The sequence below is a fragment of the Streptomyces sp. NRRL S-646 genome (assembly GCF_000720765.1).
GTDB lineage: Bacteria > Actinomycetota > Actinomycetes > Streptomycetales > Streptomycetaceae > Streptomyces.
The window spans coordinates 127,104-140,511 of record NZ_JODC01000009.1 but is presented as its reverse complement, the minus strand read 5'-3'; the positions used below and the strand labels follow the sequence as shown (position 1 = coordinate 140,511).

Here is a 13,408-nt window from a genome sequence, read left to right as displayed (position 1 = left end):
TCACGGAGGCGCGGTTACTGTTAGGGCATGCGTCTCCACGTCGTCGACCACCCCCTGGTCGCCCACAAGCTCACCACGCTGCGCGACCAGCGCACCGACTCCGCGACCTTCCGCCGTCTCGCCGACGAGCTGGTCACCCTGCTCGCCTACGAGGCCACGCGTGACGTGCGCACCGAACAGGTCGACATCACGACGCCGGTCTCCTCGACCACCGGCGTCAAGCTCGCCCGCCCGCGCCCCCTGGTGGTGCCGATCCTGCGGGCAGGCCTCGGCATGCTCGACGGCATGGTCCGGCTGCTGCCCACCGCCGAGGTGGGCTTCCTCGGCATGATCCGCAACGAGGAGACGCTGCAGGCGTCCACGTACGCCTCCCGCATGCCCGAGGACCTCTCCGGGCGGCAGGTGTACGTCCTGGACCCGATGCTGGCCACGGGTGGCACGCTGGTCGCAGCGATCCAGGAGCTGATCAAGCGCGGTGCGGATGATGTGACCGCGGTGGTGCTTCTTGCGGCCCCCGAGGGGGTCGAGCTCATGGAACGCGAGCTGGCGGGTACGCCGGTGACGGTGGTGACGGCGGCCGTCGACGAGCGGCTCAACGAGCACGGGTACATCGTGCCGGGGCTCGGGGACGCGGGGGATCGCCTCTACGGGGCGGCTGAGTAGGGGGGCCTGCAGAGCGCCTATTCGCCGTAGGGGTGCGGATTTCTTGCGGCTGCGGTTCCGTTGTGGCTTGTCGCGCCCACGCGGCGGAGCCGCATATCGACACAGCCCCGCGCCCCTTACCGGCGGTTCAGCAGCTCTTCTTTGACGAAGCGGGCGCCGGGCTGGGATTGGCCAATACGCCCAGCGCTTTGTCGGCGTCGGCCTTGCTCGTGAGGTCCTTGAAGGCCGTGCCGAGGATCAGGTCGACGTCCGTGCCCTTGCGGGCGTCCGCTCGCTTCTCCGCGCCGGCGAGCTGCGTGGCGAGCACCGGAAGTGAACTGTTCAGGGCGGAAGGCGGGCCGAGCAGTATGCCGGTGCCCTTGACCTTCTTGTCGAACTCCTTGGACGCGTTGCCCACATCGCCGATCTTGAAGCCGCGCTTCTTCAGCTCGTCCGCCGTGCTCTTGGCCAGACCGCTGCGGGGCGTGGCGTTGTAGACGTTGACCGTGATCGTGCCGGGCTTGGGGAGGGCCGGCCTCTTCGTGTCGGCCGACGGGCTCACCTTGGTCGCGCAGTCCGCCTTGGGGCCGGCCGCCGAAGCCTTCTCGCCGCCACCGGTGAAGAGGTCGATGAGCTGCAGCGTGCCCCAGCCGACCAGGCCGAGCGCGGCGACGGAGGCCACCAGGGCGACCCCGAGCCTGCCGCGCCGGCGCCTGCGCATCCGTGGGTATTTGTCCCCCGTGATCCGGTACTTGCCGCCCATGCCCGGGGGGGTCAGCATGCTCATGAGCGCAGCGTAGTGCGCCCGGGCGGCGATGCCTACTAGATGATCATTCGAGGCCGCACAGGTGAACCCGAAAGGGCCAAGCCGTTACCGGCAGGCCTGCCGGGCTCGTGTCAGTCGAGTTCGAGCACGCGCGCGTGCAGCACCTGGCGCTGCTGCAGCGCGGCCCGCACCGCGCGGTGGAGGCCGTCCTCGAGATACAGGTCGCCCTGCCACTTGACGACGTGTGCGAACAGGTCGCCGTAGAAGGTCGAGTCCTCGGCCAGGAGGGTCTCCAGGTCGAGCTGTCCCTTGGTGGTGACGAGCTGATCGAGGCGGACCGGGCGCGGCGCGACGTCCGCCCACTGCCGGGTGCTTTCCCGGCCGTGGTCGGGGTACGGCCGGCCGTTTCCGATGCGCTTGAAGATCACACGGAAAGCCTACCGGTCAAGACCTTCCGGGCGCAGCCATGGCGACGCAGTGCGGAGGCCGAAAAGAAGTTGCAAACCGGGGCAAACAATCCGTACGGGTGTTACACACAGGCTGTGGACGGAGGGCGCCGGCCCGGCGGAGGCGGTGGGTCCACGGGGAATGCCCGCCTCCGCCGGCGGATTCAGCGGTCCCGTTCCTTCCGGGGCTGCTCGGGTTCCGGCTTCTTCAGATTCTGTTTCGGTGCGTTGCGTGCGGCTTCCGCGCGCAGCAGGGCGCGCAGGACCGCGTACGGGTCGGTGGGCATGGCTGTGTTCCTTGGTTCCTTGCGTGGTGACTGACGTTTTCCGGGGGGCCGGGGTCTGTCAGCAGCGCAGGACCACGGAGCGCAGCGTCTGCAGGGCGTGCGGCGGCCGGGGCGGGGCGGGGAGGGGGCGGTCCGCCGGGGTGTCGAGGGGCGGGTCCTGCAGGGGGGGGCGGGGCGCAGGGCCACGACGGTGCGGTGCAGGGCGTCGGCCGCCGGCCGCAGGGCCGCGTCCAGGGCGTCGTACTCGACGATCTCCGTGGCGGCGGACGGTGCCGCGTACACCTCTGCGTGGGCGCCCGGTACCAGTAGGGCGAGCAGCAGAACGAGCGTCCGCAGCCAGGCGTGGCCGCGGGACAGGCTTCGTACGGTGCTCACAGGAGGTCATTTGCCCACGGTTTGTCCCGCGTTCAGCAGATCGGGGCCGAGAACCGCCCGTTCGGGGGACCCGGTGCGGCTCAAAGGGTGCGTGGCACCCGGCCCCGGATGCGGATCGCGGTGACGATCTCGACCACGCCGACCGCGACCAGCCAGATGCCGCCGACCAGGGTGAGGACGGCGACCGATTCGAACGGCGAGTCGATCAGCACGATTCCGCCGAGGAAGGTGACGATCCCGAGGAAGACCTGCCAGCCGCGGGCCGGCATGGTGCTGTCGGAGGCGGCGGCCAGGGTCTGGGTGATTCCGCGGATGAGCCAGCCGATGCCGATCCACAGGGCCAGCAGCAGGATCGACCGCATTGGGCCGCGCAGACAGAACAGGCCCAGCAGGATCGACAGGGAGCCGCTGATGAAGGCGAGGACGCCAGCGCCGTCGTCATGGGGGTCCCCCCCCGCGCGAGGTTGTTCGAGCGTGGGGGAGTGTGCCGAAGGCGGCGACCAGCTGGAAGATGCCGCTGATCAGGAGGTAGACGCCGAAGAGGACGCCGGCCGCGAGCAGGGAGGCGCCGGGCCAGACCAGGACCAGGACGCCGAGGACCAGGGAGGCGACGCCGGTGAGCAGGACGACCTGCCAGGCGGCGCGGGAGAGGGCGTGCAGGGGGCCTTCGAAGGGGGGGGCTCCGGCTCATGCGGGCCGGTCGCGCGTCCGGCGGCGTGCACCTTGCGGTCGTCGTACTGCGGGCCCGCGGCGGAGCCGTTCGATGGCTCGGTCATGTTCCATGCTTGGACCCGTGGCGGGCGCCGCGCCACCCGTGGGAGCCGGTCGGCTGACGGCCGTCCCCCGACTGCCTTCCGCTACTTCCCGGCGGCCTTCGCGGCCTTCGCGGCCGCCTTCATCTCCTGCTTGTGCGCCCGGACCTTGGCCAGCGACTCGGGTCCCTCGATGTCGGCGACGGAACGGTGGCAGTTCGCCTCGCCGTATCCGCCCGCGGCCTCCCGCCAGCCCTTGGGCCGTACGTCGAGCTGCTTGCCCAGCAGTGCGAGGAAGATCTGCGCCTTCTGCTTGCCGAAGCCGGGCAGCTCCTGCAGGCGCTTCAGGAGCTCACGGCCGTCGGCCACGTCCTTCCAGACGAGCTCGGCGTTGCCGTCGTAGTGCTCGACGAGGTACTGGCACAGCTGCTGGACGCGCTTGGCCATGGACCCCGGGTAGCGGTGCACGGCCGGCTTCTCGGACAGGAGCGCGGCGAAGGCGTCCGGATCCATCACGGCGATCTCGTGCGCGTCCAGGTCGTCGGCGCCGAGCCGGTCCGCGATCGTCCGGGGCCCCTTGAACGCCCATTCCATCGGGACCTGCTGGTCCAGGAGCATCCCGACGAGGGCGGCGAGCGGCGAGCGTCCGAGGAGCTCGTCGGCCTTGGGGTCCTGGGCGAGGTGCAGGGTGACGTCCATGACCCCGATCATCCCTCTTTCACGCCTCGCGTACGATTCCAGCACGAATTACTAAGGCAAGGCTTGCCTAACGATGCAGGGGGTTGCAGCGTGACGACCGAGATCTACCGTGACGCGTGGGGCATCCCGCACCTGCGTGCCGGCAGCGCCCGCGAACTCGCCCGCGCGCAGGGCCTGGTCACCGCCCGCGACCGCGCATGGCAGCTGGAGGACGGGCGGCACCGTGCGCAGGGCACCTCGGCGTCCTTCCTCGGCCCCGAGGCGCTGCCCTGGGACCTGTTCGCCCGGCGGGCCCGCCTCGACGACACCGCACGGAGCTGCTGGGCGGCCCTGGAGGAACGGGACCCCGAGACGGCGGACTGGGTACGCGCGTACGTCGACGGGGTCAACGACGGACTGGACAGCGGTCCTACGGCCCCCGAGTTCGACGTCGTCGGTCTCGCCCCGGGGCGCTGGGAGCCCTGGACCCCGCTCGGTATCTGGCTCGCCACGCACATCCTGTTCGCCGGGTTCCCGGCCAAGCTGTGGCGCGAGGAGGCCGCGGCGCACCTGGGCGAGGAGGCCGTCGGCCTGTTCGCCGCCGACGGGCCCGGCAGCTCCGGCAGCAACGGCTGGCTGGTCGGCGGGGCGCGGACCACGACCGGTCACGCCGTGATCGCGGGCGACCCGCACCGGTTCATCGAGGACCCCGGCGTCTACCAGCAGATCCACCTCTCCTGCCCGGACTTCGACGTGGTCGGTCTCGCCGTGCCGGGTGTTCCCGGCATCGCCCACTTCGGCCACACCGGCACGGTCGCCTGGGCGATCACCAACGCCATGGCCGACTACCAGGACCTGTACCGGGAGCGGCTGCGGGGTGCGGCGGCGGGGGTGGAGGCCCTCGGGCCGGACGGGGTGTGGCGGCGGGTGTCCCGGCACACAGAGACCGTGGAGGTCGCGGGGGAGGAGGCGGTCGAGGCCGAGGTGATCGAGACCGAGCGGGGGCCGGTGATCGCCGGGGGGATTTTCTTCGCCCCCGCCGCCCCGTCCCTTCCCGTCCCTGGGGGCTCCGCCCGCAGGCCCACGTTCGGCCCTGAAGGGGCCTCGTCCTCAAACGCCGGACGGACTGAAGGGCTTGCCCTTCGTTATCCGCCCCGTGTCACCGGTGATCTTGGCTTCAGTGCCCTTCTGCCTCTCCTGCGGGCCCGGCGGGTCGCCGACGTGGATCGTGCTGTTGATCTGTGGGCCGAGCCCGTCAACGTCGTTCAGGCCGCCGACACCGAAGGTGGTCTGCTGCACCGCGTCGCGGGGCGGGTGCCGGTGCGTGCCGAGGCCAATCGGCTTCGGCTGGTCCCGGCCTGGGAGCCCGGTCATGAGTGGCAAGGCTGGCACGAGATGCCGAGGGCCGCCGAACTCACCGGCTCCGTCGCCGTGATGGCCAACCAGCGCGGCCTCGCGACCCCGCTCGGCGTCGAGTTCGCCCCGCCCCACCGCGCCGAGCGGATCGCCGCGCTCCTGTCGGAGAAGGAGCAGTGGTCGGCCGGCGACATGCCGGCGATCCACACGGACACCCATCTCGCCTCTGCCGCACCCCTGCTGGAGCATCTGGCCGCCCTCGAAGACCTCTCCCCCGAGGCCGCCGCCCTCCGCGACCGCCTTCTGCGCTGGGACCGCCGCATGGATGCGAGCAGCACCGACGCGGCCGTCTACGCGGCGGTGCGCGGCGCGGTCGTAAGGCAACTCGCGGCACACCCTTCCTTCGCCGCGCTCTCCGCTCCGCCCGACTGCCCCGAGGTCTTCCTCCCCTGGCTCGCCCTGCTCCCGCGCGTCGGCTTCGCCCTCGAACACCTGCTGCGCGCCGCGGAGTTGCACGGCGTCGACCGGGCGGACGCAGTGCGGGCGGCCGTGGAGGAGGTGGCCGCCGAGCCGCCCGCCGGCACCTGGGGTGACACTCACCGGCTCGCTCCCTGGCGGGCGCTCACCGGGACGCCGTACGACGGGCCGGGTCTGTCCGGCGACCACGACTGCGTGCTGTGCACCTCCGCCGTGCCGGGGGTGACGGATCTGGCCGCGCGCGGGCCCGCCGCCCGCTACGTGTGGGATCTGGCCCGGCGCGAGGACAGCCTGTGGGTCGTCCCCTTCGGCGCGTCCGGTGTCCCGGGCTCGCCCCACCACGACGACCAACTTCCCTTGTGGCTCAGGGGGGAACTGCTCCCGGTCGTCACCGACTTCACCCGCCTGCAGAAGGAAACCGATGACTGACGTGTACGTCCACGAGCAGAGCGTCGACGGTTTCGGCACCGTCCGTATCCGTCCCCTCGACCCGCACGCAGACGCGGAGGTCGTCCACCGCTGGGCCGCCGAGGAGCGTGCAGTCTTCTGGGGCATGAACGGCCTCGGCCGGGACCAAGTGGCCGGGATCTACGCCCACATGGACACCCTCGCCACCCATCATGCCTTCCTGCTGCTCAAGGACGGCACGCCGGCCGCACTGCTCCAGACGTACGAGCCGGAGGCCGACCGTGTGAGTGAGTGTTACGAGGTGCAGGGCGGCGACCTCGGCATCCATGTCCTGCTCGCGCCCGCCGGCCCGGACGGTGCGCGGCCCGGCTGGTCGGCGGTGCTGTTCGGGGTCATCGCGTCGTACGTGCTGAAAGGCCTGGACCGGCGCCGGATCGTCGTCGATCCCGATGTGCGGAACGAGAAGGCGATCGCTCGTTTCCTGCGGCAGGGGTTCGAGGCCGGGCCGGTGGTCGTGCTGCCCGAGATCGACATCCCGGACGTGTACCTGCCCGAGAAGAAGGCTCAACTGGCCTTTCTGCGCCGGGAGGTAGCCTTCCCCGAATGACTCCTGAGGACCTCGTCGCGCACTACGGACTGGAACCGATCCCGCGCGAGGGCGGACTGTTCCGCCAGACCTGGGCGGGCCCCGAGCGCGCCGACGGGCGGCCGGAGGGCACCGCGATCGTCGCCCTGCTGACGGCGGACGACCACTCGGCCCTGCACCGCCTGCCCACCGACGAGATCTGGCACTTCTACCTCGGCGACCCGCTGGAGCTGCTGCTCCTCGCCCCGGACGGGACGTCCAGGACGGTGGTGCTCGGACCGGACGTACTGGGCGGCCAGCAGCCCCAGACGACCGTGCCGGCCGGCACCTGGATGGGCGGGCGGGTCGTCGCGGGCGGGGCGTGGACGTTCTTCGGGTGCACGATGGCGCCCGGGTTCACCTACGAGGGCTACGAGCACGGGGACGCGGGCGAGCTCACGGCGCGGTATCCGGCCGAGGCCGACCGGATTGCGCAACTGTGCCGTCCATGAAGCTGCTGGAAGGACAGGTCGCCCTGGTCACGGGCGCGAGCGGTGGTATCGGCCGGGGCATCGCGCTGCGCTTCGCCGAGGAGGGCGCGGCGGTCGCCGTCCAGTGCCATACGGATGTAGAGGCGGCGCGGGGAGTGGCCGCACGGATCGAGGAGCTCGGCCGGCGGGCCGTCGTACTGCAGGGCGACCTCACCGACGAGGACGCGTGCCGGCGGGTGGTCGGTGAGGCGGTCGAGTGGGGCGGTGGGCTGACCGCGCTGGTCAACAACGCGGGCGTGCAGCCGACCCGGGAGCTGCCCGGGATGACGGCGGCCGAGTGGCGGGCTGTCGTGGACACCAACGTGTCGAGCGTCTTCGCGTGCACGCAGGCCGCGGCGGAGGCCATGCGGGAGCGCGGTGGCGGAGGTTCCGTGACCCACATCGCGTCGATCGAGGCACACCACCCGGCGCCGCTGCACGCCCACTACAGCGCCGCCAAGGCAGCCGTCGTGATGCATGCGCGGTCGGCGGCCCTGGAGTACGGCCCGTACGGCATCCGCGTCAACACCGTCTCACCCGGACTGATCGACCGGGAGGGCCTGGCGGAGGCCTGGCCAGAGGGGGTCCGGCGGTGGCGGACGACGGCGCCACTCGGCCGACTGGGACAACCGGAGGACGTGGGCGACGCCTGCGTGTTCCTGGCCTCACGGCTGGCGTCCTGGGTGTCGGGACACGACCTGGTGGTGGATGGAGGGGTGTCGGCCCGGCCGGCGTGGTGAGGTGTCGGTGGCTTGCGTGTGGTGCTGTTGGGGGCGGCAGGAGTGGGCTTCGGCGGCCGGGGTGGCCTGGTGAGTGGTTGGCGGGTCGTGTGCGTACCTATCCGGAAGGCGGTAAGGGCCGGGACGGAGGGTGGCGTGGGGTGTGACGGTGAGGGCAGGGGGCGGCAGCGGCGACGAGGGCTCCGCGGGTACCGGGGGGTTCAGGGGCTGGTGCTGCTGGGTGCCGTGCTGGTCCTGCTCGTCCTCGGCGGTGCGGGGCCCGCGTCGGCGCACGCGGCGCTCAAGTCCACCGACCCGGAGGACGGAACCGTCCTCAGGTCGGCACCCCGCTCCGTCACCCTGACGTTCACCGAGTCCGTCGGTCTGCTCGACGACTCCTTCCGTGTCCTGGACCCGGACAACCGGCGTGTGGACATCGGCGAGGCCCAGCACGCCGAGGGCCGCTCCGACACGGCGAGCGTGGCCCTGCCCGCGAAGCTCGCGAAGGGCACGTACGTCGTGGCCTGGAGGGTCGTCTCGGCGGACAGCCACCCGGTGGGCGGCGCGTTCACCTTCTCCGTCGGCAAAGCCTCCGCGACGGTCGCCACGGTGGACACCGGACCGGTCGAGAACCCCGCGACCGAGAGTCTCTACAACGTCGCCCGGTACCTCGCCTACCTGGCGGCGGCGCTGCTCATCGGCACCGCCGCCTTCGTCGCCCTGTGCCGCCCGGCCGACCGCGGCCCGCTGCGGAAACCCCTGGTCGTGGGCTGGTGGACGCTGCTGGGGACCACCCTGGCGCTGCTGGCCCTGCGCGCCCCGTACGAGACCGGCACGGGCCCCGCGACCGCCCTCGACGCCTCCGCCTTCACCCGCACCCTCACGGGCCGCCCCGGCCTGGCCCTGCTGGCCCGGCTCGCCCTGCTGCTGATCGGCGCCGTGTTCGCCGTACGACTCCGCAAACGCGAGGCATGGCCGCGGCCGCTGCTCGCCGCCGGTGGCGCCCTCGGTGTGGCCCTCGCGCTCACCTGGGCCGCCTCCGAGCATGCCTCGGCGGGCATCCAGGTTCCCCTGGCGATGGCGTCCGCCGTGCTGCACCTGCTGGCCATGGCGGTCTGGCTGGGCGGCCTCACGGCGCTGCTGATCCTGCTCCACCGCACCGAACTGCCCCCGGCCGTCGTGGCCCGCTTCTCCCGGCTGGCCTTCGCCTCCGTGACCGTCCTGGTCGTCACCGGCGTCTACCAGTCCTGGCGCGGCCTGGGCTCCTGGAGCGCGCTCACCGGGACGACGTACGGGCGCCTGCTCCTCGTCAAGGTGGCCGCCGTGGTGCTGCTGCTGACGGCGGCCGGGCTGTCGCGGCGCTGGACCGCGCGGCTTGTCACGGCGGACGCGGAGACGGCCGTACGGGAGCGCGTCCCGGAGCCCGTGGGCGGGCCTCCCGTGGCCGCGGCGGACGAACCGGCGGCGGTCCCAGCCGCCGGGGGCACGAGCCGCCGCAATCTGCGTCGCAGCGTGCTCGCCGAGGTCGCCGTCGGTGTCGTGGTGCTGGTGATCACGACCGTGCTCAGCAGCACGCTGCCGGGCCGCGCGGCCGCGGAGGCGGCGCAGGCGCCCGCGACGGCCGGCGGGCTGCCCGCCGCGTCGGTCACGACGATCCCGTTCGAGGTGGGCGCCGCGCGCGGCAAGGTGCAGATCACCCTCGACCCGGGCCGCGTCGGCGACAACACCGTGCAGGCTGTTGTGTTCGGGCCCGACGGAGGCATCGTCACCGTGCCGGAGCTCCGGCTCTCCTTCACCCTGCCCGCGCAGAGGATCGGCCCGCTCGACGCCAAGTTGAAGGACCAGGGCGGCTATTGGGGCGCGGATTCCGTCACGCTCCCCATCGCCGGGACCTGGACGATGAAAGCCACGGTCAGGACGTCGGAGATCGACCAGGTCAGTGTGACCAAGTCATTCCGCATCTCCGGCTAGCAACGACGCGAAACCGGCATTTACTCTCATCTCCGTGCAGGTGCGTTCGATGATTCGGACGGTTTCGATCACGAACATGTCGGTCACGTTTCCACAAAGGTGCCCGGCGGCTCTTGACGCATGACCGGACAAAGGGCTGATATAAGCGCCACGATGTTCGGTCGAGTTGATTTCTGGTCGTTTTCGACTTGTTTCGTCATGGCGTAGTTGGACCGAACCCCTGCCTTCAGGAGCCGTACATGGACCTCTCCCCGTCGGGTCTCTCTCTGCCCGCCCCCAGCCGTCGTGGTCTGTTGCGTGGTGTGGGTGGCGCAGCCCTGCTCGCGGGTGCGGGCATACCCCTGCTGAGCGCGTGTGGCAGCAGTGGGTCCTCCTCGGACCCCAAGACCGTCAGTCTCGGCTCCAACTCCTCGGACGCGGTGCCCAAGAAGGCCTTCGCCGAGATCTACGCCGCCTTCACGAAGAAGTCCGGCATCAAGGTCGACGTGAACACGAAGGACCACAACACCTTCCAGGAGCAGATCAACTCCTACCTCCAGGCCACGCCGGACGACGTGTTCACCTGGTTCGCGGGCTACCGCATGCAGTTCTTCGCGGCGAAGAAGCTCGCGACCCCCATCGACGACGTGTGGGAGAAGATCGGGGGCAACTTCCCCGACGCGATGAAGCAGCTGTCCAAGGGCGAGGACGGCAAGTACTACTTCGTGCCGCTGTACACGTACCCGTGGGGCGTCTTCTACCGCAAGAGCGTCTTCAAGCAGCACGGCTACCAGGTTCCCACCACCTGGGACCAGCTGGTGACGCTGTGCAAGCAGATGAAGAAGGACGGCCTGGTCCCGATCGCGTTCGGTGACAAGGACGCCTGGCCGGCGATGGGCACCTTCGACCAGATCAACTTCCGGCTCAACGGCTACGACTTCCACAAGTCGCTGATGGCGGGCAAGGAGGCGTGGACGGACCCGAAGGTCAAGGCGGTCTTCGACCACTGGTCCGAGCTGCTGCCCTACCACCAGGACGGCTTCATGGGCCGCACCTGGCAGGACGCCGCGCAGACGCTGGTCTCCAAGAAGGCGGGCATGTACGTCCTCGGTTCCTTCGTGGCCCAGCAGTTCACCAACAAGGCCGACCTGGACGACCTCGACTTCTTCGCCTTCCCGGAGATCAACTCCCAGTTCGGGCAGGACACCGTGGAGGCCCCCACCGACGGCTTCATGGTCTCCAAGGCCCCGAAGAACCACGACGGTGTCACCAAGCTGATGGAGTACCTGGGCACGCCGGAGGCCGAGCAGATCTACCTCAAGGCCGACTCCAGCGTGGTGGCCGCCTCCAGCAAGGCCGACACCTCGTCGTACACCCCGCTGCAGAAGAAGGCGTACGACATGATCAGCAACGCCAAGTCGCTGACGCAGTTCATGGACCGTGACTCGCGGCCGGACTTCACCTCGACGGTGATGCAGCCCGGTCTGCAGAAGTTCCTGCAGAACCCCAAGGGCGTGGACAGCCTGCTGTCCTCGATCGAGCGCCAGAAGAAGACGATCTTCGCTTCCTGATGACGACCGACATCACCTCGAAGAGCCCGGAGGCGGCCGCCGTGTCGCCTCCGGGCCATGCGCCTGAGAAGAAGCGGGTCCCGCAGGGCCACAAGCGCCTGCTGACCCGCCGTGACCGCATCACGCTCGCCTTCATGGCGGGCGTGCCGACGGTCTTGCACGTGGCCCTGGTGTGGCTGACCGCGCTGGCCTCCATCGCGCTGGCCTTCACCACCTGGGACGGCATCGGCTTCGACTCGATCAAGTGGGTCGGCCTGGACAACTTCCGTCAGCTGTTCACCGACAACCCGCAGTTCTGGCCGGCCGTCGAGCACAACATCATCTGGTTCGTGGTGCTCATCGCCATCCCCACCCCGCTGGGCCTGTTCCTGGCCGTGCAGCTGGACAAGAAGATCCGCTTCAGCCGCGTCTACCAGACCGCGTTCTTCCTGCCGGTGGTGGTCTCCCTGGCGGTGACCGGGTTCGTGTGGCAGCTGGTCTACAACCCCGACACCGGGCTGATCAACAGCCTGATCGGGGCCAACAAGCCCGGCCACTACATCGACTGGATCGGCGACCCGCACCTGAACCTGTGGGCGGTGCTGGTGGCCGCCTCCTGGCGGCACACCGGCTACATGATGATCCTCTACCTGGCCGGCCTCAAGGGCGTCGACCCCTCCCTGCGCGAGGCCTCCTCGCTGGACGGCGCGAACGAGTGGCAGACGTTCAAGAACGTCATCTTCCCCACCCTGCGCCCCACCAACACGGTCGTCCTGGTCGTCACGATCATCGAGGCGCTGCGCGCCTTCGACCTGGTGTTCGTGTTCAACAAGGGCGCCCAGGGCACCGAACTGCTGTCGATCCTGATCACCAACAACATCATCGGCGAGTCCAGCCGGATCGGTTACGGCTCCGCGATCGCGGTGGTGCTGCTGGTCATCTCCCTCGCGGTCATCATCCCGTACCTGATCGCGACCTTCAGGAAGGAGCGGCGCGCATGAGCACGGCTGTCATCGAGAAGCAGCGCACCCCCGTCCGCCCGGCCCGGATCCTGCTGCACACGTTCCTCATCGTCACCGCGCTGGCCTGGCTGGCCCCGCTTTTGTGGGCGGTCTTCGCGGCCCTGCGCCCGTACTCGGAGACCAGCAACCGGGGCTACGTCTCCTGGCCGCACAAGCTGAGCCTGGAGAACTTCACCAACGCCTTCCAGCAGTCGGACATGCTGCACTACTTCGGCAACACGCTGATCATCGCGGTCCCGGCCGTGCTGATCACGCTGCTGCTGTCGTCGATGGTCGCCTTCTACGTCTCCCGCTTCGACTTCCGGCTGAACATCTTCCTGCTGCTGGTCTTCACCGCGGGCAACCTGCTGCCCCAGCAGGTCATCATCACCCCGCTGTACCGCCTCTACCTGCTCATCGACCTGCCCGGCATCACCGTGAGCGGCAAGCTGTACGACTCCGCGCTCGGCCTGGTCCTCATCCACGTCGCGTTCCAGTCCGGGTTCTGCGCCTTCGTGCTCAGCAACTACATGCGGATGCTGCCGCACGAGCTGACCGAGGCCGCCCTCGTCGACGGGGCCTCGGTGTGGCGGATGTACTGGCAGATCGTGCTGCCCCTGTGCAAGCCCGCCATGGCCGCCCTCGCGACGTTGCTCTCGATCTGGATCTACAACGACTTCTTCTGGGCGATCGTGCTGATCTCCACCGGCGAGAACATGCCGATCACGTCCGCGTTGAACAACCTCTCCGGCCAGTACTTCACCGACCCCAACCTGGTCGCCGCCGGAGCCCTGCTCACCGCGATCCCCACCCTGATCGTGTACTTCGTACTGCAGCGCCAGTTCGTCAGCGGACTGACCCTGGGCGCCAACAAGGGCTGACGCCCTCCCTTTTGAAAGAGACCTC

Annotated in this window: 13 protein-coding genes and 1 pseudogene; 9 read left to right on the top strand and 5 right to left on the bottom strand. The window is 70.1% G+C overall.

All coding sequences use genetic code 11. The features are described 5' to 3' along the window. Positions 1-27: 27 nt before the first annotated feature. Positions 28-663: a uracil phosphoribosyltransferase gene (gene upp, locus IH68_RS0123990; protein WP_030938597.1), complete on the top strand. Its 636-nt coding sequence runs from the start codon at positions 28-30 to the stop codon at positions 661-663. Positions 664-790: 127 nt separating this feature from the next. Here the strand turns inward: upp and IH68_RS0123985 are convergent, their stop codons facing one another. The 5 genes and pseudogenes from IH68_RS0123985 to IH68_RS0123965 form a co-directional block, all read right to left on the bottom strand. After that, positions 791-1,429 carry a LytR C-terminal domain-containing protein gene (locus IH68_RS0123985; RefSeq protein WP_234341539.1) on the bottom strand — a complete coding sequence of 213 codons (639 nt, stop codon included), beginning with the start codon at positions 1,427-1,429 and terminating at the stop codon, positions 791-793. A 110-nt stretch (positions 1,430-1,539) separates the two neighbouring features. Beyond that, positions 1,540-1,836, bottom strand: coding sequence for a type II toxin-antitoxin system VapB family antitoxin (locus IH68_RS0123980; protein ID WP_003999914.1), 297 nt, complete (start codon positions 1,834-1,836; stop codon positions 1,540-1,542). Between the two features lie 182 nt (positions 1,837-2,018). Then, the gene (locus IH68_RS58240; protein WP_234341584.1) at positions 2,019-2,516 is read right to left on the bottom strand and encodes a hypothetical protein; all 498 of its coding nucleotides are present in this window, start codon (positions 2,514-2,516) and stop codon (positions 2,019-2,021) included. Between the two features lie 80 nt (positions 2,517-2,596). After that, positions 2,597-3,292 (bottom strand): annotated as a pseudogene (locus IH68_RS50095) (HdeD family acid-resistance protein). An 81-nt stretch (positions 3,293-3,373) separates the two neighbouring features. Further along, complete coding sequence (locus tag IH68_RS0123965; RefSeq protein ID WP_030938595.1) at positions 3,374-3,967, bottom strand: HhH-GPD-type base excision DNA repair protein; 594 nt, start codon at positions 3,965-3,967, stop codon at positions 3,374-3,376. 90 nt (positions 3,968-4,057) lie between these two features. On the opposite strand from IH68_RS0123965, the gene IH68_RS0123960 reads away from it, so the two are divergent. The 8 genes from IH68_RS0123960 (at position 4,058) to IH68_RS0123925 (ending at position 13,383) form a co-directional block, all read left to right on the top strand. Beyond that, positions 4,058-6,208, top strand: coding sequence for a penicillin acylase family protein (locus IH68_RS0123960; protein ID WP_030938594.1), 2,151 nt, complete (start codon positions 4,058-4,060; stop codon positions 6,206-6,208). Next, positions 6,201-6,794 carry a GNAT family N-acetyltransferase gene (locus IH68_RS0123955; protein WP_030938592.1) on the top strand — a complete coding sequence of 198 codons (594 nt, stop codon included), beginning with the start codon at positions 6,201-6,203 and terminating at the stop codon, positions 6,792-6,794. Before IH68_RS0123960 ends, IH68_RS0123955 begins: the two co-directional genes overlap by 8 nt. Further along, positions 6,791-7,264 (top strand): cupin domain-containing protein, encoded by a 474-nt coding sequence (locus IH68_RS0123950; RefSeq protein ID WP_030938590.1) that lies wholly within the window; start codon positions 6,791-6,793, stop codon positions 7,262-7,264. The genes IH68_RS0123955 and IH68_RS0123950 overlap by 4 nt, the downstream gene beginning before the upstream one ends. Beyond that, positions 7,261-8,022, top strand: a complete 762-nt coding sequence (locus IH68_RS0123945; protein WP_030938589.1) for an SDR family NAD(P)-dependent oxidoreductase — start codon at positions 7,261-7,263, stop codon at positions 8,020-8,022. The genes IH68_RS0123950 and IH68_RS0123945 overlap by 4 nt, the downstream gene beginning before the upstream one ends. A gap of 210 nt (positions 8,023-8,232) precedes the next feature. Next, positions 8,233-9,972: a copper resistance CopC/CopD family protein gene (locus IH68_RS0123940; protein WP_030938588.1), complete on the top strand. Its 1,740-nt coding sequence runs from the start codon at positions 8,233-8,235 to the stop codon at positions 9,970-9,972. A gap of 239 nt (positions 9,973-10,211) precedes the next feature. Next, positions 10,212-11,522, top strand: a complete 1,311-nt coding sequence (locus tag IH68_RS0123935; RefSeq protein WP_030938586.1) for an ABC transporter substrate-binding protein — start codon at positions 10,212-10,214, stop codon at positions 11,520-11,522. After that, positions 11,522-12,502 (top strand): carbohydrate ABC transporter permease, encoded by a 981-nt coding sequence (locus tag IH68_RS0123930; protein ID WP_030938583.1) that lies wholly within the window; start codon positions 11,522-11,524, stop codon positions 12,500-12,502. Before IH68_RS0123935 ends, IH68_RS0123930 begins: the two co-directional genes overlap by 1 nt. Next, entirely contained in the window at positions 12,499-13,383 is an 885-nt protein-coding gene (locus IH68_RS0123925; protein ID WP_030938581.1) for a carbohydrate ABC transporter permease, read from the top strand. The genes IH68_RS0123930 and IH68_RS0123925 overlap by 4 nt, the downstream gene beginning before the upstream one ends. Positions 13,384-13,408 lie beyond the last annotated feature (25 nt).